Annotated in this window: 12 protein-coding genes and 1 pseudogene; 10 read left to right on the forward strand and 3 right to left on the reverse strand. The window is 59.9% G+C overall.

Features of this window, described 5'->3' with window-relative positions; translation table 11 throughout:
- From pgaC to HX803_RS04720, 6 genes are all read left to right on the forward strand, one after another.
- Positions 1-1341 carry a poly-beta-1,6-N-acetyl-D-glucosamine synthase gene (gene pgaC, locus HX803_RS04695; protein ID WP_178919320.1) on the forward strand — a complete coding sequence of 447 codons (1341 nt, stop codon included), beginning with the start codon at positions 1-3 and terminating at the stop codon, positions 1339-1341.
- Positions 1342-1343: 2 nt separating this feature from the next.
- Positions 1344-1826, forward strand: a complete 483-nt coding sequence (gene pgaD, locus HX803_RS04700; RefSeq protein ID WP_178919321.1) for a poly-beta-1,6-N-acetyl-D-glucosamine biosynthesis protein PgaD — start codon at positions 1344-1346, stop codon at positions 1824-1826.
- Positions 1827-2222: 396 nt separating this feature from the next.
- Complete coding sequence (locus HX803_RS04705; protein ID WP_178919322.1) at positions 2223-3947, forward strand: ShlB/FhaC/HecB family hemolysin secretion/activation protein; 1725 nt, start codon at positions 2223-2225, stop codon at positions 3945-3947.
- A gap of 30 nt (positions 3948-3977) precedes the next feature.
- Positions 3978-12581 (forward strand): hemagglutinin repeat-containing protein, encoded by an 8604-nt coding sequence (locus tag HX803_RS04710; protein WP_256732807.1) that lies wholly within the window; start codon positions 3978-3980, stop codon positions 12579-12581.
- A 2-nt stretch (positions 12582-12583) separates the two neighbouring features.
- Positions 12584-12976, forward strand: coding sequence for an SMI1/KNR4 family protein (locus tag HX803_RS04715; protein ID WP_178919323.1), 393 nt, complete (start codon positions 12584-12586; stop codon positions 12974-12976).
- Positions 12973-13155 (forward strand): hypothetical protein, encoded by a 183-nt coding sequence (locus HX803_RS04720; protein ID WP_178919325.1) that lies wholly within the window; start codon positions 12973-12975, stop codon positions 13153-13155. The genes HX803_RS04715 and HX803_RS04720 overlap by 4 nt, the downstream gene beginning before the upstream one ends.
- Positions 13156-13410: 255 nt before the next feature.
- Here HX803_RS04720 and HX803_RS04725 read toward each other — a convergent pair whose 3' ends face one another.
- Positions 13411-14952, reverse strand: a complete 1542-nt coding sequence (locus HX803_RS04725; protein ID WP_256732808.1) for a M10 family metallopeptidase C-terminal domain-containing protein — start codon at positions 14950-14952, stop codon at positions 13411-13413.
- Between the two features lie 383 nt (positions 14953-15335).
- Between HX803_RS04725 and HX803_RS04730 the strand changes: the two genes are divergently transcribed.
- The 3 genes from HX803_RS04730 (at position 15336) to HX803_RS04740 (ending at position 18227) form a co-directional block, all read left to right on the forward strand.
- Complete coding sequence (locus HX803_RS04730) at positions 15336-16988, forward strand: VWA domain-containing protein (protein WP_178919327.1); 1653 nt, start codon at positions 15336-15338, stop codon at positions 16986-16988.
- Between the two features lie 76 nt (positions 16989-17064).
- Positions 17065-17637, forward strand: a complete 573-nt coding sequence (locus tag HX803_RS04735; RefSeq protein ID WP_178919329.1) for an RNA polymerase sigma factor — start codon at positions 17065-17067, stop codon at positions 17635-17637.
- The gene (locus HX803_RS04740; RefSeq protein ID WP_178919331.1) at positions 17634-18227 is read left to right on the forward strand and encodes a hypothetical protein; all 594 of its coding nucleotides are present in this window, start codon (positions 17634-17636) and stop codon (positions 18225-18227) included. Before HX803_RS04735 ends, HX803_RS04740 begins: the two co-directional genes overlap by 4 nt.
- A 244-nt stretch (positions 18228-18471) precedes the next feature.
- Here HX803_RS04740 and HX803_RS04745 read toward each other — a convergent pair whose 3' ends face one another.
- A complete protein-coding gene (locus tag HX803_RS04745) occupies positions 18472-18693 on the reverse strand; it encodes a hypothetical protein (RefSeq protein WP_003187522.1) in 222 nt (73 codons plus the stop codon).
- Between the two features lie 897 nt (positions 18694-19590).
- Positions 19591-19710, reverse strand: a pseudogene (locus tag HX803_RS04750) (phage holin family protein); the annotation flags it as partial.
- 536 nt (positions 19711-20246) lie between these two features.
- Between HX803_RS04750 and HX803_RS04755 the strand changes: the two are divergent.
- The gene (locus HX803_RS04755) at positions 20247-21530 is read left to right on the forward strand and encodes a hypothetical protein (protein WP_178919335.1); all 1284 of its coding nucleotides are present in this window, start codon (positions 20247-20249) and stop codon (positions 21528-21530) included.
- Positions 21531-21532: the final 2 nt, after the last annotated feature.

Consider the following 21532-nt stretch of genomic DNA (forward strand, 5'->3'; position numbering starts at 1 on the left):
ATGTTCGACAGAATCCTGGCTTTATTCGTGTTGGCGCTGGTGTTGGGCGTGCCTCTGGGCCTGATTTTCCTGGTCACCGGGCAGTTCCTGATGGACTTCGTGTTCTTCTACCCGTTGTTCATGTCAGCGTTGTGGATCGCCGGCGGCCTGTACTTCTGGCTGCATTGGGAGCGCCACTGGCCGTGGAAAGAGGACACCCCGGCGCCGACCCTGGCTGGCGACCCGCTGATCTCGATCATCATCCCTTGCTACAACGAGGGCGAAAACGCGGCGGAGACCATTCATGCCGCGCTGGACCAGCTCTACCCGAACATCGAGGTGATCGCGGTCAACGACGGCTCCAAGGACAACACCGCCGCCGTGCTCGATGCCCTCGCGCTGCAGCACCCGCGCCTGCGGGTGCTGCACCTGGCGCAGAACCAGGGCAAGGCCGTGGCCCTGCGCATGGGCGCCGTGGCGGCGCGCAGCGAGTACCTGGTGTGCATCGACGGCGATGCGTTGCTGGATAAAAACGCGGCGGCCTACATGGTGGCGCCGATGCTCGACAACCCACGGCTGGGTGCCGTGACCGGCAACCCACGGATCCGCACACGTTCGACCTTGATCGGCCGCGTGCAGGTGGGTGAGTTCTCCTCGATCATTGGTTTGATCAAGCGTACCCAGCGGGTGTTCGGCCGGATCTTCACGGTGTCGGGTGTGGTGGTGGCGTTTCGCAAGAAGGCGCTGGACCGCATCGACTACTGGAGCACCGACATGATCACCGAGGACATCGATGTCAGTTGGAAGCTGCAGCTCGATCACTGGGCCATCTTCTATGAGCCGCGCGCCTTGTGCTGGATCCTGATGCCCGAGACCGTCGGCGGCCTGTGGAAACAGCGCCTGCGTTGGGCCCAGGGCGGCGCCGAAGTGCTGTTCAAGAACATCCGCGGTATCTGGCAATGGCGTCACCGTTACCTGTGGCCGCTGCTGTTCGAATACTGCCTGTCCACCGGCTGGGCGTTTACTTTCCTGCTGTCGGTGATCTTCTGGGCGGTGGGCAAATTCGTGGTGCTGCCACCGGCCATCGCCGTGGACTCCCTGGTGCCTCCGGCCTTCACTGGCCTGGTACTGGCCATGGTGTGCCTGGTGCAGTTTGCGGTGAGCATCATGATTGACCGTCGCTACGAAAAGGACCTGTGGAAAACCCTGTTCTGGACCGTGTGGTACCCGATGGTGTTCTGGCTGGTCAGCTTGTTCACCACCCTGGTCAGTTTTCCCAAGGTGCTGTTCAACCAGCACCAGAAGCGCGCACGCTGGGTCAGCCCGGATCGCGGTATTAAACCTGCTGAAGAGGAGGCCTGATCATGAAACTGGTCAGAACTCGCCAGAATCGATTGATGTGGCTGGTCGACGTGGTGTTGACCCTGCTCGCCTGGGCCGGGTTGATCTGGCTGCTGGCGCGCGGGATTAACGCGATGCTGGAAACCCACGGTGGCCCGCGTATCGAAGCGCCGATCTTTGCGGCGCTCAATACCCTGCAGGTGTACCTGTGGATCGCCTTGCTTAACGCACTGATCCTCATCACTTGGGCACGCTACCAACAGCGCCGTGGCCGCAAGTTCGCCCAGCGTCGCGCCGAAGCCAATGCACTCACCGACAAGACCCTGAGCGAGAGCTTCAAGTTGGGCGAGGGCGACCTCGAACAACTGCGCAGGCCGGGTGTGCTGGTGATCCACAACGACGAAGACGGCGGTGTGGAGGAAGTGAAATCCCATGTGTCGCGTGATGTGGAGCGGCCCGGGCTGACCCTGGTGCCGGGCCAACAGAAAGACAAAGACATCGGCTGAACCCACGCAAGTGGTTGTGGCGAACGGGGCAATCCCGCTCGCCACACGCGTTTCCTGCCTATTCCCGATCAGATTTTGGAATTCCGATAAATGGGATCCAATTCACAAAACCTTCGCGAACTTTTCGCACTTTCTCGGTACTAACTTATCTCGGCGACAACTTGATGGCCAACTAATGGCCATTAACAGGTTGTTTTCCGTATCGCTATCAAAACAGTCGCCGCTTGTCGGAATTAAAACTCCAGTTACAGGCGCTTTGTCTTTTTGATAAATTTTATTTGTTATTTATCAATAGCTTGCAGTTTTAATTAGTACGAATGTCCAACTAATCCGTTTTCTTGGATTCGTTGAAGTTCGATGTTAGTTTGCCGGCCCTTGATTTTCGACGGATCGAACATGTCTCTGTTACTGCCACGGACTCGGTATCTTCTGTGCACTTTCCTGCTCGCTTACATGAGTGTGAACAGCGCCACGGCTGCGCCTACCCCGGGTGATCAAGACCTGATTCGTGAGCGGCAGAACCGCCTGCTCGAAGAACAGCGCCGGCGCCTGGAAGAGCTGCAGGACCTGCCTGGCAAGGACACTCGCTCCCAAGCCCCGGCGCTGCCTGCCGACACCCGCTGCTTCCCCATCAAAGATATCGAGCTGCAAGGTGCCGAGAGCCTGTCGGCCTCGGTTAAAGCGAGCCTGGTCAAACCCTACATCGGCCAATGCCTGGGCGTTTCGCAGCTCAATGAATTGCTCAAGGTCGTCACCGATTACTACATCGCCAAGGGCCGCGTCACCAGCCGCGCCTATTTGCCCCAGCAGGACCTTTCCACCGGCCACCTGCGTGTGCTGGTGGTGGAGGGCAAGCTCGAAGGCATCAAAGGTGCCCAGGGCAGCAACGTGACCGACCGTGAGTTGGCCATGGCCTTTCCCGGCAAGGTCGGCGAAGCGCTCAACCTGCGTGAGGTCGAGCAACTGGTGGACCAGCTCAGCCGTTTGCCCTCCAAGCAGGCGCAGATGGAACTGACCCCTGGCAGCGAAATCGGCGGCAGCGAAGTGCGGGTCAAGAACGTGCCGCAAAAGCCCTGGCGCGCCAGCTTGTCGCGCAACAACGATGGCCAGCGCAGCACCGGTGAACAGCAATGGGGCGCGGGCCTGGAGTGGGACAGCCCGCTGGGCCTGGCGGACCAGTTGGTGCTGCGTGGCGGCCACGACGCCATCAGCGACCACCAGAAAACCTCGAAGAACAGCATGTTCTACTACAACCTGCCCTGGGGCTGGTGGAACTTCAGCTACGCCTACAGCGAGAGCGAATACCGCACGCCGGGCGCGGTCGATGACTTCAAGTACAAGCAATGGGGTGAAAGCCAGAACCACCAATTGCGCGCCGAACGCGTGGTGCACCGTGACGACGTGAGCAAGACCTCGGTCAACGTCGGCCTGACCCATCTGCGCACCAACAACTACATCAATGACACGCGCCTGGACGTGAGCAGCAACCGCCTCAGCGAGTTCCAGGTGGGCATCAGCCACGGGCGCCGCATCGCCAGCGCGTTCGTCAACCTGGACGTGGGCATGCAGAACGGCATCGGTGCCTTCGACGCCCAGAGCAATACGCAGTTTCGCGATGGTTTCGGCAACCTCACGCCCACCTCGAACTACCGCAAATACACCGCCACCGCCAGTTACCTGCAGCCGTTCACCTTGTGGGGCGAGTCGTTCAGTTTCACCAGCCTGGCCACCGGGCAGCGCAGTGAAGACGTGCTTTACGCACCGCAACGCATGAGCCTCGGCGGTTCGTATTCGGTGCGCGGGTTCAAGGACCAGCAACTGACCGGCGACAGCGGCGGCTACTGGCGTAACGACCTGCGCTGGACCCGCCCGGTGAACGTCGCCTGGCTGCGCCCGGCCTTCCTGGAATACGGCGTCGGCGTCGGTTACGACCAGGGCGTGATCCGCAATGACCGTTACAACGACACCCAGCATGGCCGGGTGTCGAGCAACTCCGTGGAGTTGTTTGCGCGGGGCAAATACGTCAGCACCAGCGTGACGTTTGCCCATTCCCTGGAGCGACCTGGCGTGATGACCGAGCGCGAAGCGCCGATCTATTTGCGCCTGGATGTCTTCCTGTAATTCAACGCCCGCTGCATGAGAGTTAAGAATATGGATGTTCGCCCCGCTTCTGCCCTGAAAAGCCTGTTTCAACGCGGCCTGGCCCTGATCCTGGCCAATGCGCTGTTCTGGCAGCCACTGCTGGCCCAGGCCGACGGCATCGTGGTCAGCGGCCCCGGCACCACCGTGGGCCAGGCGGGCAACGGCGTGCCGGTGGTGAACATCGCCACGCCCAATGGCAGTGGCTTGTCCCACAACCAGTTCAAGGACTACAACGTCGGCCCCAACGGCGTGATCCTCAACAACGCCACCGGCATGGTGCAAAGCACGCAGCTGGGCGGGATCATCGTTGGCAACCCGAACCTCAAGGGCGGCGCCGCGAACGTCATCCTCAATGAAGTCAACGGCGGCAGCCCCAGCCAACTACGCGGCTACACCGAAGTGGCGGGCCAGTCGGCCAAGGTCATCGTCGCCAATCCCTACGGCATCACGTGCAACGGCTGCGGCTTCATCAACACCCCCAACGTTACTCTGACGACCGGCAAGCCGATCATCGACAAGGCCGGCCGCCTGGACCACTACCAGGTGGACGGTGGCGCCGTGACCATCGACGGCAAAGGCTTGAACGCGAGCAACGTCGACCGTTTCGAGATCATCACCCGTTCGGCCAAGATCAATGCGCAGATCAACGCACGCCAGCTCACGGTGATCGCCGGGCGCAATGACGTCGATGCGCAGAGCCTGAAAACCACCACCCGCGCCGATGACGGCAGCGCCAAGCCGGAACTGGCCATCGACTCCTCGGCCCTGGGCGGCATGTACGCAGGCGCGATCAAGCTGGTGGGCACCGAAGCCGGGGTGGGTGTGAAACTCGACGGCACGCTTGCCGCCAGTGGCGGCGACATCCAGCTCGACGCCAACGGCCACCTGAGCATGGCCCAGGCCGCGTCCAGCGGTGCGGTGGACATCAAGGCGGCCAGCCTCGACGCCCAAGGGCCGGTCTACGCCGGCACCACGCTCAAGGTGCAGACCAAGGGCGAGCTGAAAAACCGCAAGACCCTCGCCGCGCGCGACAGCGTCACCCTGGCCAGCAACGGCCAATTGACCAACGACGGCATCATCGAGGCCGGGGTCAACGCCGATAACACCCGCAACAGCGGTGGCGATGTGACGCTCGACAGCCAGCACATCACCAACACCGGCACGGTGATCGCCAACCGCAACCTCACCGCCAACGCCTCGCAAACCCTGACGAACCAGGGCGGGACCTTGAGTGCCAAGCAGGCCTTGAAGGTCACCGCCGACACGGTCGACAACCAGAACAAGGGCCGACTGCTCAGTGACAACACCCTGAACGTCACCAGTGCCCAACTGAACAACAGCCACGAAGGCGTGATTTCCAGCGACGGTGCGCAAACACTTACCGTCAGCGGTGTGCTGGATAACAGCCAGAGTGGCTCCATCGACAGCACCGGCGCGTTCGAACTGCACGGCAATACCCTGGACAACAGCGCCGGCAGCCTCACCGGCGCCAGCACCATCACCCTGGATCTGCTCGGCAACCTGGTCAACCAGAACGCCAAGCTGGCCAGTGCCGGTGCGTTGCTGATCAAGCGTGCCGACCACATCGACAATCAGGGCGGCAGGCTCACCAGCCAGGGCCTGCTGACCCTGTTCGCCAACAGCGTCGACAACCGCAACACCGGCACCCTGGCCGCCAACGATGGCCTGGCCCTGACGGTGGGCGGCCTGTTGCAGAACGGTACCAATGGCTTGATTCACAGTGAAAAGGCCGGCCTCAACCTGACCGTCGGCACGTTGGAAAACGACGGCGGGCAGATCACGGCCAAAGCCGGGGATGCTGTCGTTGATGCCACCGCGTTCAACAACGGCGGCGGCTATCTGTTTGCCCGCGACCGCGTGCGCCTGGGCGGCATGAATGTCGATAACGGCGGCGAGATCGCCGGCCATCAGATCGACGTCAGCCTGCGCGGCGCCCTGACCAACCGTGGCTTGATCGAAAGTGCCACGACCCTCGACATCGACACCGCCGGCCTCAACAACAGCGGCCAGATGCGTGCGCTGGGCGCCACGGGCAAGACCCGCTACGCCATCGGCGGCCTGCTGGCCAACAGCGGCAAACTGGAAACCGCGAACGATGAACTGAGCCTCGCCGCGGGCACGTTCAACAACGTCGGCGGCAGCGTGCTGCACGTGGGTAAGGGCACGCTCGATCTCAGCGGCATCAGCCTCGACGACGTGGGCGGCAGCCTGGTGACCCAGGGTGACCTGACGCTCGACAAGGCCAACTGGACCAACAGCACCGCGATCCAGGCCGGGCAGTTGACCGTCAACGTCGGCAACCTGCAGCAGACCGCTACCGGCAAATTGCTCGGCACCCGCGCCTTGGTCGGCAACGGCCAGGACTGGACCCTGGCCGGCACCGTGGCCAGCCAGGGCACCCTCGATCTGAACGTCGGCAGCCTGCTCAATGACCACGGCCTGATCTTCAGCGGCGGCGACATGGGCTTGCGCGTCGACCGCCTGAAAAACCTTGCCGCCGATATCTACGCCATGGGCAACCTGCGCATTGACCGCGATGGTCAAGGCGGGCTGGCCAGCAGCATCATCAACAGCTCCTCGACGATTCAGGCCGATGGAGGCCTGACGTTGGCTGCCGGCTCGATCCAGAACATCCGCACTGTGCTCACCACCGAGTCCGGCATCTACAGTGCGTCGATCACCCCCACGCCTTGCATCGAAGGCGTGACCGGTGGCGACTGCGACGGCGGCAAGCAGAACCGTCCCTTCCTGATCACCCAGCGCGATCATTTCATCGTCAGCGATGCGACGGCGGGCTCCGCCATCACCTCGGGCGGCAACCTGCTGCTCACCGGCGGTGAATTGCTCAACAGCAGCAGTAGCATCGCGGCGGGGGGCAACCTGACGGCCACGGTCAACCAACTGACCAACGTCGGTGTCGTGACTCATGACACCGAATACCAGCGCATCTTCACTTCCGAGCGTGAACGTAACCCGGACGGTTGGTACCGTGCGGCGGCGGCCTTCACACAGCAATATTCGGAAGGCGGCGCCAAGTACGATCCGAAGAACCTTGGCGGCCTGGAAGCGGCCATGGCGTCGTTTATCGGCCAGATGGAAAGCGAACAGACCGGGCTGCGCAAAACCACTGAATTGAGCACACCTGACCAACGCTATGGCGCGGTGATCCAGGCCGGCGGAGCGGTGGATGTGAAGGCCCAGGCCGGTATCGACAACAGCGTGGTACGCGGTGGCTACACCTATGTTGGCAGCGGTGCGACCGTGGGCGGCGGCGCACCGGTTTACTCGACGCAGATTAACCTCAACGCGCAATTGCCGGCTGACGTCGCGCAACAGCAGGTCAACCCGCTGGGTCTGCCAGGCTTCGGCCTGCCCACCGGGCAAAACGGCTTGTTCCATCTCAACGACGGCAATGGCGTCAATGGCCTGCCCACCAGCCAGTTCGCGGCCAACCCGCACAAGTACCTGATCGAAACCAACCCGCTGCTCACCGACATGCGCCAGTTCATGAGCTCGGACTACATGCTCGCCAAGCTCGGCTATGACCCCGACACGGCTCAACGTCGCCTGGGCGATGGTTTCTACGAACAACGCCTGATCCAACAGGCGGTGCTCGCCCGCACCGGCCAGCGTTTTATCGACGGCCAGACCAGCGACGCCGACCTGTTCAAGCACCTGATGGACAACGCCATCAGCAGCAAGGACGCCCTCAACCTGTCGGTGGGCGTGAGCCTCACCGCCGAGCAAGTGGCAGCGCTGACCCACGATATCGTGTGGATGGAAAACGCCACGGTCGCCGGCCAGCAAGTCTTGGTGCCCGTGCTTTACCTGGCCCAGGCCAACAACCGCCTGGCCCCGAATGGCGCGTTGATTACCGGCAATGACATCAGCCTGTTGGCGGGCAGCGACCTGACCAACGTCGGTACCCTGCGTGCCACGGGCAGCCTTTTGGCGAGCGCCGGGCGCGATATGAGTAACGCCGGCTTGATGGAAGCGGGTGGTCGCCTCGATCTACTGGCCGGCAATACCTTGAGTAACCGGGCCGGTGGCGTGATCGCCGGACATGAGGTCACCCTGGCCGCACGCGGCGACCTGCTCAACGAGCGCACGGTCACCACCCACCAGAGTGCCAGTGACTATCGCGCCGAGCGCTCCGACTTCGCCGACAGCGCCGCGCGTATCGAATCGGCCAGTGCCCTGACCCTGCAAGCCGGCCGCAACATCAACAATGTCGGTGGCGCGCTCAGCAGCGGTACCGACACCACGACCCAGGCGGTGGGCGACGTGAATATCGTCGCTGCGCAAACCCAGAACAGCAGCGTGATCGGCACTCGCTCGCGCCAGGCCAGCATCACCCAGCAGGGTTCGGTCATCCAGGCCGGGCGCGACTTGAAGGTGACGTCCGAGCAGGACGTGAACATCGCTGCCAGTCAACTGGAAGCCAAGCGCGACATGGCTGTCGTGGCCACCGGCAACCTCAATGTGATCACCGCCGCCAACGAACAGCATTCGGCGTACAACTCGAAGAAGGTCAAGAGCATCGAGGACCACGTGCAGCAGGTGTCTTCCGTGCTCAAGGCTGGCGGCGATGCCAGCCTGAGTGCAGGTCAAGACTTGCAACTGGTCGCCAGCCAGGTGAGTGCCGGCAACGAAGCGTACCTGGTGGCCGGCAAGAACCTGAGCCTCAAGACCGCCGAAGACCACGACTACAGCTTCTTCAGCAAGACCAAGAAAACGTCCCAGGGCAAGTCATTCCGCCTCGACGAAACCGACGCGGTGAATAACGTCGGCAGCCTCGTCAGTGCGGGCACCCACAGCACCTTGGTGGCCGGTGAAAACCTGTTGCTGGCGGGCAGCGCCGTCACTGCTGAAAAAGGCGCCACACAATTGGTCGCAGGCAAGGACGTGAGCATCCTGGCAGTGAGCAATTCCGACGGCGCCCGTCATGAGCGCAAGGAGAGCAAAAGCAGCTGGGGTGGGCTCAAGTCGAGCAAGGTTGAGGATCAGGTCAACGAAAAGCGCACCACAGCCATGGGCAGCATGGTCTCCGGCGAAACCGTCAGTGTGGCGGCCAAGCGTGATGCAACGGTCACCGGTTCCGCGCTGGTCAGCACCGGCGACCTCGCCGTACAAGCCGGCCGTGACCTGACCATCGATGCGGCGCAAAACACATTCGCTCGCACCGATATGCACAAGGAAAAGAACCGCGACCTTACTGGCGTGCTGACCGGCAACACGCTCGGTTTGGATGACCTTACCGGCAATCAGAAGCTGTACATCAACAGCTCGAAACACAACGGCACGGCCAATGAAATGACCTTGACCGGCAGCACCATTGGCTCAAGCGCAGGCAATGTGTCGCTGACCGCAGGGCGCGAGCTGTCGGTGGTGGCGAGTGACCTGGTGAGTACCAAGAACATGGAACTCAGTGGTGCCAACGTCACCATTACCTCCGGTGTGGAAACCGCCAGCCAGACCAGCAAGGACAGTTCCAAGAGCCTCGCCGTAGGCCGTGTGATCGCCGGCACGGTGGTCGATACCGCCAACAGCATTCGCGATGCAGCCGAAGCGGCCCGCAGCTCCGATGACCCGCGGCTCAAGGCGGTGAAGATCGCCCAGGCGGCCTTGTCGCTCTACAACCTCAATAACCAGGCGGGCGAAGCTGCCAAGCAAAGCACCGGCTTCAAGGACAAAACCGGCGGGTCTGCCGGCAACGGTTCGCTGATCAAGATCGGTACCGAGCTGGCCAACACCCGGACCAAAAGCAGCAGCGAATACACGGCGCAGAGCGCGCACCAGAGCAGCCTGAATGCCGGAGAGAAACTCTCGATCATCGCAGCGGGTGACGCGCCGGGCACGTTGGGTGACTTGAACATCACGGGCAGTTCGTTGAAGGCCGACAGCCTGCTGTTGTCCGCGAAAAACAACATCCTGCTGCAAAGCGCACAGAACACCACCGACCGTAAAAACGATGGTTCGCGCAACCGAACGGCCATCGGTGCCAGCTTCAACATCGGTGAGCAAAACGGTTTTACGCTGGACCTGGGCGCACAAACTGCCAAGAACCTGGGGTCGGGCGGTTCCGTGACGCAGGTCAATACCACCGTGGAGGCCCGTTCCCTGCTGCTGAGCAGTGGCCAGGACACCACCTTGGCCGGTGCGCAGGTACGGGCTGACCGTATCGATGCCGACATCGGCGGCAACCTCAACATCCTGTCGCGCCAGGACACTGACACCTCGAAGAGCAAGCAGGACAGCGCGGGCTTTGGCGCAAGTATTTGTATTCCGCCGTTCTGCTATGGGTCCACCGTTTCGGCGTCCGCCAACCTCGCGGCGTCGAAGATGAACAGCGATTACCAGGCGGTGACCGACCAGAGTGGTTTCTTTGCCGGTAAGGGCGGTTACACCATCGATGTGGCCAAGAACACCACCTTGCAGGGTGCGGTGATTGCCAGCGAGGCCACGGCTGACAAGAACCTGCTGCTGACCGACCGCCTGCTGGTCAGCGACATCAAGAACAAAAGCGAGATCAAGAGCCAGTCGGCGGGCGTGAGCGTTTCCGGCTCTTACAGCGGTGGCGTGGGTACCCTGTCGCCGGGTGCGTTGTATGGCATGTCGCTCAACGATTCGGACCACAGTTACACGCGCAGTGCGGTCAGCGAAGGCACGATCGTGGTGCGCAACCCGCAAGGTGCCGGCGACCTGATCGGTCTGAACCGCGATACCGCCAATGCCAATCAGCGCCTCGACAAGCCTGATGAAAAGGCCATGCAAGAACGCATGGACCTGATCAAGAGCTCGATGGAGCTGACCAAAGGTATCGGCGATGCCATCGCTTCGGCGCGGATCAAAGCCGCCAGCGACGAAAACAGCGATATCAGCAAAGCGACCAGGCAGAAGCTGATCGAAGAAGGTGTCGCCAACCCGTCACAGGCCCAGATCAGCCAACGAGCGCAGCAGGATTACGGCATCGGCAGCAGTTTCCAGAAGGCCAGCCAAGCGGTGACCGCCGTGGTGCAGGCGGCCATGGGTGGCAGTATCGGTGGGGCGATGGCGGGTGCTGCGGCGCCGTACCTGGCGCAGACCGTCAAGCAGATGACCGAGGGTGACCCGAACGCCAACCTGATGGCTCACGCGGTGCTGGGTGCCGTGCTGGCCCGGGCCGGCGGGAACTCGGCGTTGGCCGGAGCCGCCGGGGCTGTTGCAGCGCAGGAAACCGAGCGCCTGATCCGCGAGCAACTCTACGGCGGCGCGAGCAACGAAAGCCTGACTCAGGAGCAGAAGACGACGATCTCCAGCCTTTCAACACTCGCGGCCGGGCTCTCCGGCTCGCTGGTCGGTAAGGATGCGCTCAATGCGGTGGCGGCGGCGCAGGTCGGCAAGAACGCGGTGGAGAACAACCACCTGAGCATCCTGGAAGGCTTGTCCCTGACGGAGAAGAAAAAAGAGTTCAAGGCCTCCTGTCTCAACGTGACGTCCACCGCTTGTAAAGCGCTGGCAGCGGACATCAATGCGCTGTTGGAAAAGGGGGGTAGCACGCTGAAGGTGGATCACTTTGAAGCGACGGACTTCCTGCAGGCCTCGGATACAAAAGTGACACCAGGGCAGGTCCTGCCATGCGGCATCTCGGGCAATGGGTTCTGCGTGGTCACGAGCATTTCGGTCAAGACGGCGTTGGGCGATGAGTGGGCGCTGCAACCGGCCAGCGACACACAAGCCAAGGTGGGCAAGGACTATCAACAGGCCTTGCAGCAGGACTTGGGCGGTGTCTTGAAAGAAAAGTCCGATGAGATGTTTGTCGCCGGATGCGGTGGCATGGGGCCTATCGGCATTGGCTGCCAGACCTGGATGGCCGCTGGCGGCGCGAGCCCCCTGGGTGATCAGACCACCGGCCAGCGGGTGATGTGGGGCTCTCAAGCGCTGTTGAACAGCCTGGGCTTGGTCGGGGTGATTTACGAAGGCGCGGCAAGCACGGCTGGTAAAGGCGTGATCGCGGAGTCCAGCACGGCCGGCAAGGTGCAACTACCGTCGTGGTACCGCACTGAGGGTGCTGCCGGTGCTGAGTTTGTCTCCACAGGCGGTGGTCTGCCTGAGGGCGCGAGTCGCGTCATCAATACCCGCACGGGTAATTATGAGGTGCTGTCGGGCGGCAAGCTGTACATGGAAACGCCAACGGGTCTTGTACCGAAGGATGGAGGCAACCTGGCGGTACTTGCCAACGCCGAGAGGACCATTGCTGCCAACTCCGCGGAGCGAGCCGGGCTTCAACACGTCGCAGATCTTCCTACGGGCAGCTTTTCGATTTCCGATTGGACAGGTTACCCTTCGGGAGTACCGCAACCTGCAGGGCCCTTCCGATTACTTGAGGGCGCCGAGTATGCTGCCGCCCGCAGTGCCGCCAACAACGCCAACCGGACGATTCGCAAAGACCAGGGACTGGTTGGTTTGCCGGTGGATGTGCATGAAGTCAACCCGGTCAAGTTTGGTGGCAGCCCAACGGACTCGACCAACAAATTGGTTCTGCCGCGCGACGTTCATCGACAGCAAGTGACGCCCTGGTGGAACCAACTGCAGAAAGACTTGGGACGATAGTGATGAAATATGAACTGACAGAAGGGCAGCTCAACCCTCCCGCTGAGCGTGAGGCCATCAATGAGGTGGTGAAGGCCCTGGGGTTTTCACTGCCCGAAAGCTACCTCGATTTTTTGAGAGCCCATAACGGTGGTGAAGGCTTTATCGGCGACAACTACATCATTTTCTGGTCGGCTGAAGAGCTTGAAGCATTCAACCGCGAATATGAAGTAGCCACCTACGCGCCCGGCATCTTCCTGTTCGCTTCTGATGGCGGTGGTGAGGGCTATGGTTTCGACATGCAAGACGTGAACAGGCCGATCGTGCGTATGCCCTTCGTCGGTATGGAGCGGCAATACGCTGACGTGGTAGCGCGTGATCTGCCCGATCTTTTTACTCGGTTGCCCCAGCTATGAGTGACCAGAAAAGAGCGCCGCGCCCCAAGGGAATGGAGCTGTTCGACATCACCCCGATTATTCTGGGGGGTGACCCTTCCAGCCCCGAGAACAAAACCTGGCTGACACGCCAGCAGCACTTTGAGGCCGTGCGTTATTGGAACCGAATCATCAGTGATCTGCGCAAAAAACATCCTTGAAGCGCTACAGCCTTCGACCCCTTTCAAGGATGGTGATGTCTTGCCTATTGGCGGGTTGGGGCTTGGTCTGTAGTGAGCGGGCTTGCCCCGCGCTGGGTGGCGAAGCCGCCCCAAAAAGGCCGCCGCGTCGTATCAGGTAAAACGCGGCGCCTGGATTTAGGGCGGCTTCGCCGCCCAGCGCGGGGCAAGCCCGTTCACTACGTCAGAGCAGAATGATGACGAACGTAGCGCCCGTGGTGATCACCGTGCTTGCAATCACAGCTTTCGGAGGCGGTAACTGCTGCGCGGCAACGGTGCGCCAGGCTTGGCCTGCACGAGGTCTTCGGGGTTGACCCGCCCATGGGTGTTGATCAGCAGGTCGGCGTGCCTGTCGCCCGTGAGGTCGATGGAGACGCTGCCGCGCCCGGTCTGTTCGTCATACGCCAGAACGCTTTCGCCGGCCTTGCCGCTGAAAGCTGAGGTGAAAATCAGTGCCGGTACGTTGGCTTGCTGGAGGGCGCCGCAGACGTCGATCTTGTCGGTGCCGCTGGTGAAGTCCATCAAGGTGTCGGATTGATCGGGCGTGGAGTCGCTGGCGTGGTTGTAGACAAACGTATCGGCGCCGCCGCCGCCGCGCAACCGGTCTGCGCCACCACCGCCGGTGAGCCGGTTGTTCGCCGCATTGCCAATCAGCGCATCATCCCCTGAGCCACCGATGGCGTTTTCGATGATGCAGCCTCTGGCGATCGAGAGGTTACCCTGCAGGCCTCCCACGTCGGAAAACGCGCCGGCCTTGAGGTTGAGGGTCTGGTTGGAGCGGTAGCCGGAAAAATCCAGGGTGTCGTTGCCCGCCCCGTCCCATATGCAGGCCACGAAGCGGTCCTGGGCCGATTTCAGCGTGTAGTAGTCTCTTCGAGTGTTTGAATTGAAGCCGTAGGTGTTGTCTTCCTTGCGGGTTTGATAGTTGGCACCGTAGTGCTTCTGGATGGCTGCGATGTCATCCATCATGGGGGCCTTGGGTTTGGCGCCCAGTTCCTTGCCGCTGCTGCGATCCCCGAAGTAACTCATGACCGTGTGGGCGGTGGAGTCCTGGGCATAGACGCGCTGGCCTTCTCTTGCTCGGCCGTCATAGTTGCCCGGATGTCTCAAACCGAGAGCGTGGCCGATTTCATGGGTCATGACGACGCGACTGACCATGCCCCGGTTGTAGAGGGTTTCGCCGCCGCCATGCCCGTACGGATTCGGGTAGGTGCCTTGTGCCCTGGCGATAAAAGGTGAAATACCGAACGTCAACCGGCCTTCGGCCGGGCCCCCATTTTCGTGGAATTCCAGGTTGGCCACATCGGCCCAGGATTCTATCGACCGTCGCGCCTCGTGTTTCTGTGCCTCGTTGAACCCGCTGTTGTAGAACGAATAGGAAATCTCGGTCACGTTGTTCCTGTTGCGGTCCTGCCATGTCAGAACGTGCTGGGTCAGCTGAGTGACGGATTGTTGTTCGTCGAAAGCGCGCTTGTTGACGTGGCTGACGTAAGGATCTTTCGGACGCAGGGTTGGGTCCTGCCCATCCCAGTTGCGTCGGGTCGGTTTGTCCGGATTGCCTGAGGGGGCACTTCGATCAAGTGTCAGGGGCTGGTGGTCTGGCCGGGGCATAGGGCGAAAAAATGGTTGGATGAATGGTCGGACGAAGGGATGGCTGATGAACGGGTGAACAAAGGGGCGAAAGATCAATGGCACATTGAAGGGCCGGAAGAAGTGCTGTGCCGTCGGATGGCGGATGAACGGCGTGACGAAACCGGTAAATCCAGAAGGTATTCTCATGTGAGGAATGTTCCAGGGAGTGCTTGTTTTTATCCTTGGTCAATGGCGTTGGGCAATATCCTATTGCGAGGATTAAGTTGGCAGCGCCAAGTGCGGGAGCCAATGATTTAAATGTTTCTTGAAGGGCTATCGGGGGGAGAGGTCGCATGCTGTTGCAGATGTGTTGTTTGAATGTAAATGCAGTGCTGTGACCGAGGTATCGAGCTAGAACGGGTTCCAGAAATTTGTATGGGTGAACGTTTCGGAAACCGGTGGCGGGAAATTAAAAGATACACACATGGGCTTACAGGATCGCCCTCGAAAGTAAAAAGGCCTAACCCGAACCGAAGGCACCTTGCGTCTGATGCTGTGTAGGCATCATTTATCCGCGAGGTCCTGTCGCCATGTCCCCTGTCTCCACGTTGCACCTGCGCCCCTTCTTCCAGGGCTTTGCCGTCGTCTCGTTGATCGCCCTTGCCGGGTGCGGGCTGTCTTCTTCCCGCGAAGTGGCCAAGCCTGAAGCGGCCGCCGTCGCAGCGCCCCTGTCCGAGTTGAGCAGTCAGCCGGTGCAGGGCGCGCTGGTCAAGCGCATGGCGCTGCCGGCCCCGATGACTGCGCGGTTGATAGCGCAAGACTCGACGGCAATGGCGTACCGCAGCGAGCCTCGCGAGCAATACGCGAACCTGCCGGACAACCCGGTGCACCGCGTGGCCGAAACACCGGTCTCGACCTTCAGTGTGGACGTCGACACCGGCAGCTACGCCAATGTGCGGCGTTTCCTCAACGAAGGTCGTTTGCCGCCTGACGGCGCGGTGCGATTGGAGGAAATGGTCAACTACTTTCCCTACGGCTACGCGCTGCCCACGGATGGCTCACCCTTTGGCGTGACCACCGAAGTGGCGGCCACACCGTGGAATCCAGACACGCAACTGCTGCGCATCGGCATCAAGGCGTCCGACCGTGCCGTGGCACAGCTGGCGCCGGCCAACCTGGTGTTCCTGGTGGACGTGTCCGGCTCCATGGACCGCCCGGAAGGCCTGCCGCTGGTCAAAAGCACCTTGAAGTTGCTGGTGGATCAACTGCGTGAGCAAGACCGCGTGTCGCTGGTGGTGTACGCCGGTGAGTCACGCGTGGTGTTCAAGCCTACGTCTGGCCGCGACAAGGCGAAAATCCGCAATGCCATCGACCAGCTCACCGCCGGCGGCTCCACCGCAGGAGCCTCGGGTATCGAGCTGGCCTACCAGATGGCCCGCGAAGGTTTTATCGACAACGGCATCAACCGCATCCTGCTGGCGACCGACGGTGACTTCAATGTGGGTGTCAGCGACTTCGACAGCCTCAAGCAGATGGCCGTGGACCGGCGCAAAAGTGGCGTCTCTCTCACCACCCTGGGGTTTGGCGTGGATAACTACAACGAGCACCTGATGGAACAGTTGGCCGATGCGGGCGATGGCAACTACGCATACATCGACAACTTGCGCGAAGCCCGCAAAGTGCTGGTGGACCAGTTGAGCTCGACCTTGGCGATTGTTGCGCGGGACGTGAAGTTGCAGGTGGAGTTCAACCCGGCACAGGTCAGCGAGTACCGCTTGCTCGGCTATGAAAACCGCGCGCTTAAGCGTGAGGATTTCAACAACGACAAGGTCGACGCGGGTGAAATCGGTGCAGGGCATACGGTAACGGCGTTGTATGAAATTGTGCCGAAGGGCAAAAAAGGGTGGATAGAACCGTTGCGCTACGCCGGTGAGCCTTCTGCGTCAGGCTCGTCCGCGGAACTGGCCATGTTGCGCATACGCTACAAGCCCGCTGCGGGGGGCGAGAGCCGGTTGATCGAGCGCCCGATCGGCAATGCATCAGGCAAGGCCAGCGACGACCTGCGCTTCTCGGCGGCCGTGGCCGCCTTTGCCCAACAGCTCAAGGGCGATGGCCGCTACACTGGGTCCATGAGTTTGAGTGACACGGCGGCATTGGCACGCTCGGCCCGGGGCGATGATCCCTTTGGCCTGCGCAACGAATTCGTGCAACTGGTAGAGATGGCCCAGGCCCTCAAACACTGATTCCAACACACCGCCCACGTGTAGGAGCCGGCAAGCCGGCTCCTACACAGAATATCGAAAGGAGTTCGTCACCTGCATGGCTGTCCCAGACGATTCACCCAGCGACGAAGCGCTGCTGGCCCGCTACCGAACCGGTGAGGGGGCCGCGTTCGAGGTTCTGTACGCGCGGCACCGCCAAGGCTTGTACCGGTTCCTGGTGTCCCTGAGCAACAAGGCCGAATTGGCTGAGGAAATCTACCAGGAGACCTGGCTCAGCCTGATCCGCAGCCACACCCAGCCGCAGGGCCGGGCGAGCTTTCGCACCTGGCTGTTCCAGATTGCCCGCAACCGCCTGATCGACTACTGGCGCAAGCACGGCATTCACAACCCCTTGCACGACAGCTACGACGAGCAACTGCACGCCCAGGCCGACGACAGCGCCGGTCCCGAGCAGCAACTGAGCCTGAGCCGCGACCAGGCGCGCCTCGACGCTGCCCTGCAAGACTTGCCCGAAGACCAGCGCGAAGTCTTCCTGCTGCGCCTGCACGGCGACCTGGAAGTGCCGCAAATCGCCGCACTCACCAACACCCCGCTGGAAACCGTGAAAAGCCGCTTGCGTTACGCCCAGCAGAAACTGCGCCGCCTGCTGGCCGAGGAGATATCCCCATGACCGACTCCCGACATATCCCAGATTCCGACGACGTGCTGCTCCAGCACTATCGTCAACACAGCACCGGCGAGCCGCCTGCGTCCCTTGACGCCTTCATCCTCGCCACCGCCCACCGCGAAGCCCCTGCCCCGCCGCCCAGCTTTTGGCAACGCTGGCTGCAGGCCTGCCAACGCCCGCGATGGCAGATGGCATTCGCCACCGTGGCCGGCCTGGCGCTGATGATCGGCGTGGTGATGCGCTCGCCCGTGCCACAGCCGGAAATCTCCACGGCGACCTTCTCCGCGCTCCACGAAGAAGCCGCCCGCCCGGCGCCGCCCCCGATGTCCGCCCCTGCGCCCGTGGCACGCCTTGCCGTTGCACCGAAGGCCGAGAGTGCGCAAGTCATGGGCTCGATGGCGGATGAGTCAAGCGCCAGGCTCAGCAAGCGCGCGCCGGTGGCGTTGCCTTCGTTGGAGGAGGGTTTGCGGGAAATTATGAGGCTGCGTGAAGCAGGGCAGGCGAGGGCGGCGGATGAGAAGCTGCTGGCGCTGCATGCGCGCTTCCCTGGGGAGCATTTGCCGGCAAGGTTGGAGGCGTTGCAGAAGCGGTGAATTGACACCCATAAAAAAGCCCCAGGTCTTTCGACCTGGGGCTTTTTCGTCTGTATCTGGTGCCCCGGCGTCGTTTGAACTGGAGGGTGAGAGCCCCGTATTCATTGGGTGCGTTTGATTGTGAGTCAGTTAGGCATACACGTGGGCATACACGGCGCTTCCTTCTGGCCACTTTTTTCGTGGTATCCCCGTAGGGTAAAGCAACACCAAATGGTTACTGATGTGGTGCCTTCCAGCTGAGTCGTTACTTCTTCGTTCGACCTTCTGCCGCCAGTGAGGCGAGCGCAAGGGTGATGAATCCTGCATTTTCATCCAGGGTATCCAGTGCCCCTCGAATGTTCTGTGCCACTTCCGTGGATCCTCTTTGCTCAACCCAGTTTGACAGCTCCTCGATAGCTGCTCCCAGCGCCAGTTGGTTTTCATTCATGCGCTTGAGTAATGACGCAAGCAAAGGGGTGTCTTCCATGATGGTCTCTCGCCGTTTTGTCAGGTAGTCAATCTACCTCGAGCCAGTGGCATTGCATATCAGCTGTCCTCACCACCTGGTGATCAGAAATCATGCCGACCATCTTGATTCACTAGAGGCCAACAATGTGGTGTTGGACCAATTTGGAAAGACAGCACGAGCGCACACACCCAGTCCCCTCCAAAACTGGTGTAACTGGTGTAACGAGTGTAACGCCCTTCACCAAACTCCCGGTTTCATTGGCTTTCACGCCTGTTACACAGTTGAGCGGCATCGCGTACATCGGATGTAACGCTGCCCGTGCGTGTAACGCTAACGTCAGCAGCCAGGTGTCGTGGGCAGGCGCTTTGCGCTCCAGCCTACCAAGCGAGTTTCGCTTGATCTGCCTCTCGATGACAGGAAATCACGCTGGGGACCCTGAGAGGTTTCGCGTTACACGGGGCATGAAACCCGCGGGATCGTGGTAGCGGCAGCCGCACCAGCTTACTGAAATTTCAACGTTGAAATTGAAAGGATCTTGAAGAGAAAAGGGCATACTTACCGAATCTGTAACGGTCATGGATTTCGTTCAGGATAGTGAACGATTGGCCCGGTCAACTCGGTCAACCAGTCAACTAACTTTGGAGCCCAGCCACTAACGAGATCCGGCGGGTTCTATGCCCCGTGTCTGTCTGAACTGCCCAGGGTCCCCAGCGGCTTTCCGGTTTATAGGGCAAATGCACTGGTGAACAGCAGTGCACCCGGTTCACCTGTTCACTAAGCTGGGCACCTTTCCGCTGATACCATCACGCGGGTTTCCTACCCCGTGTCCTCGGATGCCCTCAGGGTGCCCGGCGATCTGAGGGCGGATCTTTTTGACGTATGAAGCTAGAGGCCACTTATTCCGTGGCTTCCAGATCATGACGCATGATCGCTCCTCGAGGAAGGCACATCGCGTACGCCCAACAGCTTGGCGGCCCAGCGTTCGTAAAGGCCGATGGCGACTTCGATGCCCGCCATTGCGATGAGGTTTCCTACCTCGTGTAAAGAAGGTTTCAGAGGGGCTCAAAGATCCTCCGCAATCTTTCCCGCTGTAGGTATTGATACCTTAGGGGGAGAGGGGCAACCAAAAGACGTGTTACCCATGTTGCTCGTGTAAAGGGATTATTAATTGGATGATATTTATAGGATTCATCTGTAGCGGCGCCAACGCTTCTTCAAGGCAACGCTATGTTACCGATAGGCTTCGATGTTACATCGGTTTGTGGGCCAGAGTAGGCATCTAGAAAGGGAGCGTCAGGCCAAAGCGCGCACCCCTTCGCCGAGCGCCTACGTCAGCAGCTGTGGGAAAAGGTATCTAGGCGTTTAGAGTCAAGCGTGATACACCCGTCAAGCAGTTCAAATTCAGAGCAGAGCCGTGCTCAGGCTAGAATAGCGTTTAATAGCAACGTAGTTTTCGATGCTTGTCGTGTACTTTATAGACTGTTGGTACGCCCCATCCGACCGATTCTGCTTGCCGTTCATGCGCACAGTCTGCAGACTCTGCCGGTTATCCATATACGTGAAGCTGATTGATGAACGGCGAAATATCCCTCTCCTCCTTTGCCACAACGCTTATAGCCACAGGCAGCCAGGATGATGAGACGATGTCCGAAAATTTGGTGAGCGAGCTGATGAACGGGCACGCCACCGATTTTGTGTACAGCACGCTGTCATTGTCTGACCGGCGCCTACATGGCGTTTTCTTTTCGGGCCCCTCTTGGGCGAAGAAAATTTTGTCAGGCCAAAAAATGGGTAAATGGCGTCGCTTTATCGATCCAAGTGTAGGTGTGGGGGATCTTTTAATCGAGGTTTGTAGTTCTTTACCCTTAAAAAGCTCAGTTCATAAAACGATTGAGGATTGGTCGGGTCGCTTAGTTGCAATTGATCTAAGAAAATCATTTCTTGATATCACCTGGTTGAGACTACAAGCACTAGCCGCTCATCGGCATAAGACCGAAAAAGGCCAAACGGTTGATCTTGAATTCAGGGAGTTACCTGAAGGTTTTATAGTTGGAGATGTTCTAACTATTAAACTTGATCTTCGTAAACACGACTGCGTGGTTATGAACCCTCCGTATCAACGTATTGTTGCGCCCGCCCATAGCTTTGTAGGGAAAGGGAAGAGATCCGCCGCAGCGATTCATTTGGAGCATATCATTCTACAAGCACCTCCAGGTGTAGGCCTATTTGCTCTTGTTCCGGATGTTTTAAGAAGTGGCAGCTCTTATGAGCGATTTAGGAAGGAGCTTAAAAGTATTGCGGATGTTTCATCTTTCGAATCGTTTGGCGCCTTTGGTATACAGGCTGATATCGATGTTGCGATACTAGCTGCAGTTACAAGGCAGCCAACGAATGAAAAAAAATCAGCTAGGAAAGAGACGAGTTATTTAAAAAAAGTCGGCGATTTTTTTGACGTATCAGTAGGGCCCGTTGTGCCCCATCGCACTCCAGTTACCGGTCAAAGCTATGGTTATTTGACCGCGAAAAACGCTGTTGTTGGAAAAGAAATATCTTCTCCCGTGGAGTTCGCAAATTATGCTTGCAGGTTGGAGAGAGGTCCATTAGTAATAGTTCGTCGTACATCAAGTCCGTCCGATAAAAAAAGGGCGAGAAGTACATTGGTAACCTGCTCTAACGAGCTTTTGGTGGAAAACCACTTACTGATTTTGAAACCAAAGGATAAAAAAATAAGTACGTGTCGCGCATTGCTGCGTGTCTTAGAAGATCAAGGTTCGGATGTATGGTTAAATGAGTTTATAAGGTGTCGTCACCTTACGGTGGGCTCACTTAAACAACTTCCTTGGATTAATGGTTAAAC

Origin of the sequence: Pseudomonas sp. P7548, assembly GCF_013386585.1 — a bacterium.
In the GTDB taxonomy this organism is placed as follows: Bacteria; Pseudomonadota; Gammaproteobacteria; order Pseudomonadales; family Pseudomonadaceae; genus Aquipseudomonas.

Excerpts from the sequence above, each read along its gene's own strand:
- pgaC (WP_178919320.1), top strand. The coding sequence starts at position 1 with ATGTTCGACAGAATCCTGGCTTTATTCGTGTTGGCGCTGGTGTTGGGC.
- HX803_RS04725 (WP_256732808.1), bottom strand. The coding sequence starts at position 14,952 with ATGAGAATACCTTCTGGATTTACCGGTTTCGTCACGCCGTTCATCCGC.
- HX803_RS04740 (WP_178919331.1), top strand. The coding sequence starts at position 17,634 with ATGACCGACTCCCGACATATCCCAGATTCCGACGACGTGCTGCTCCAG.
- HX803_RS04730 (WP_178919327.1), top strand. The coding sequence starts at position 15,336 with ATGTCCCCTGTCTCCACGTTGCACCTGCGCCCCTTCTTCCAGGGCTTT.
- HX803_RS04735 (WP_178919329.1), top strand. The coding sequence starts at position 17,065 with ATGGCTGTCCCAGACGATTCACCCAGCGACGAAGCGCTGCTGGCCCGC.
- HX803_RS04755 (WP_178919335.1), top strand. The coding sequence starts at position 20,247 with ATGAACGGCGAAATATCCCTCTCCTCCTTTGCCACAACGCTTATAGCC.
- HX803_RS04720 (WP_178919325.1), top strand. The coding sequence starts at position 12,973 with ATGAGTGACCAGAAAAGAGCGCCGCGCCCCAAGGGAATGGAGCTGTTC.
- HX803_RS04705 (WP_178919322.1), top strand. The coding sequence starts at position 2,223 with ATGTCTCTGTTACTGCCACGGACTCGGTATCTTCTGTGCACTTTCCTG.
- HX803_RS04745 (WP_003187522.1), bottom strand. The coding sequence starts at position 18,693 with ATGGAAGACACCCCTTTGCTTGCGTCATTACTCAAGCGCATGAATGAA.
- pgaD (WP_178919321.1), top strand. The coding sequence starts at position 1,344 with ATGAAACTGGTCAGAACTCGCCAGAATCGATTGATGTGGCTGGTCGAC.
- HX803_RS04710 (WP_256732807.1), top strand. The coding sequence starts at position 3,978 with ATGGATGTTCGCCCCGCTTCTGCCCTGAAAAGCCTGTTTCAACGCGGC.
- HX803_RS04715 (WP_178919323.1), top strand. The coding sequence starts at position 12,584 with ATGAAATATGAACTGACAGAAGGGCAGCTCAACCCTCCCGCTGAGCGT.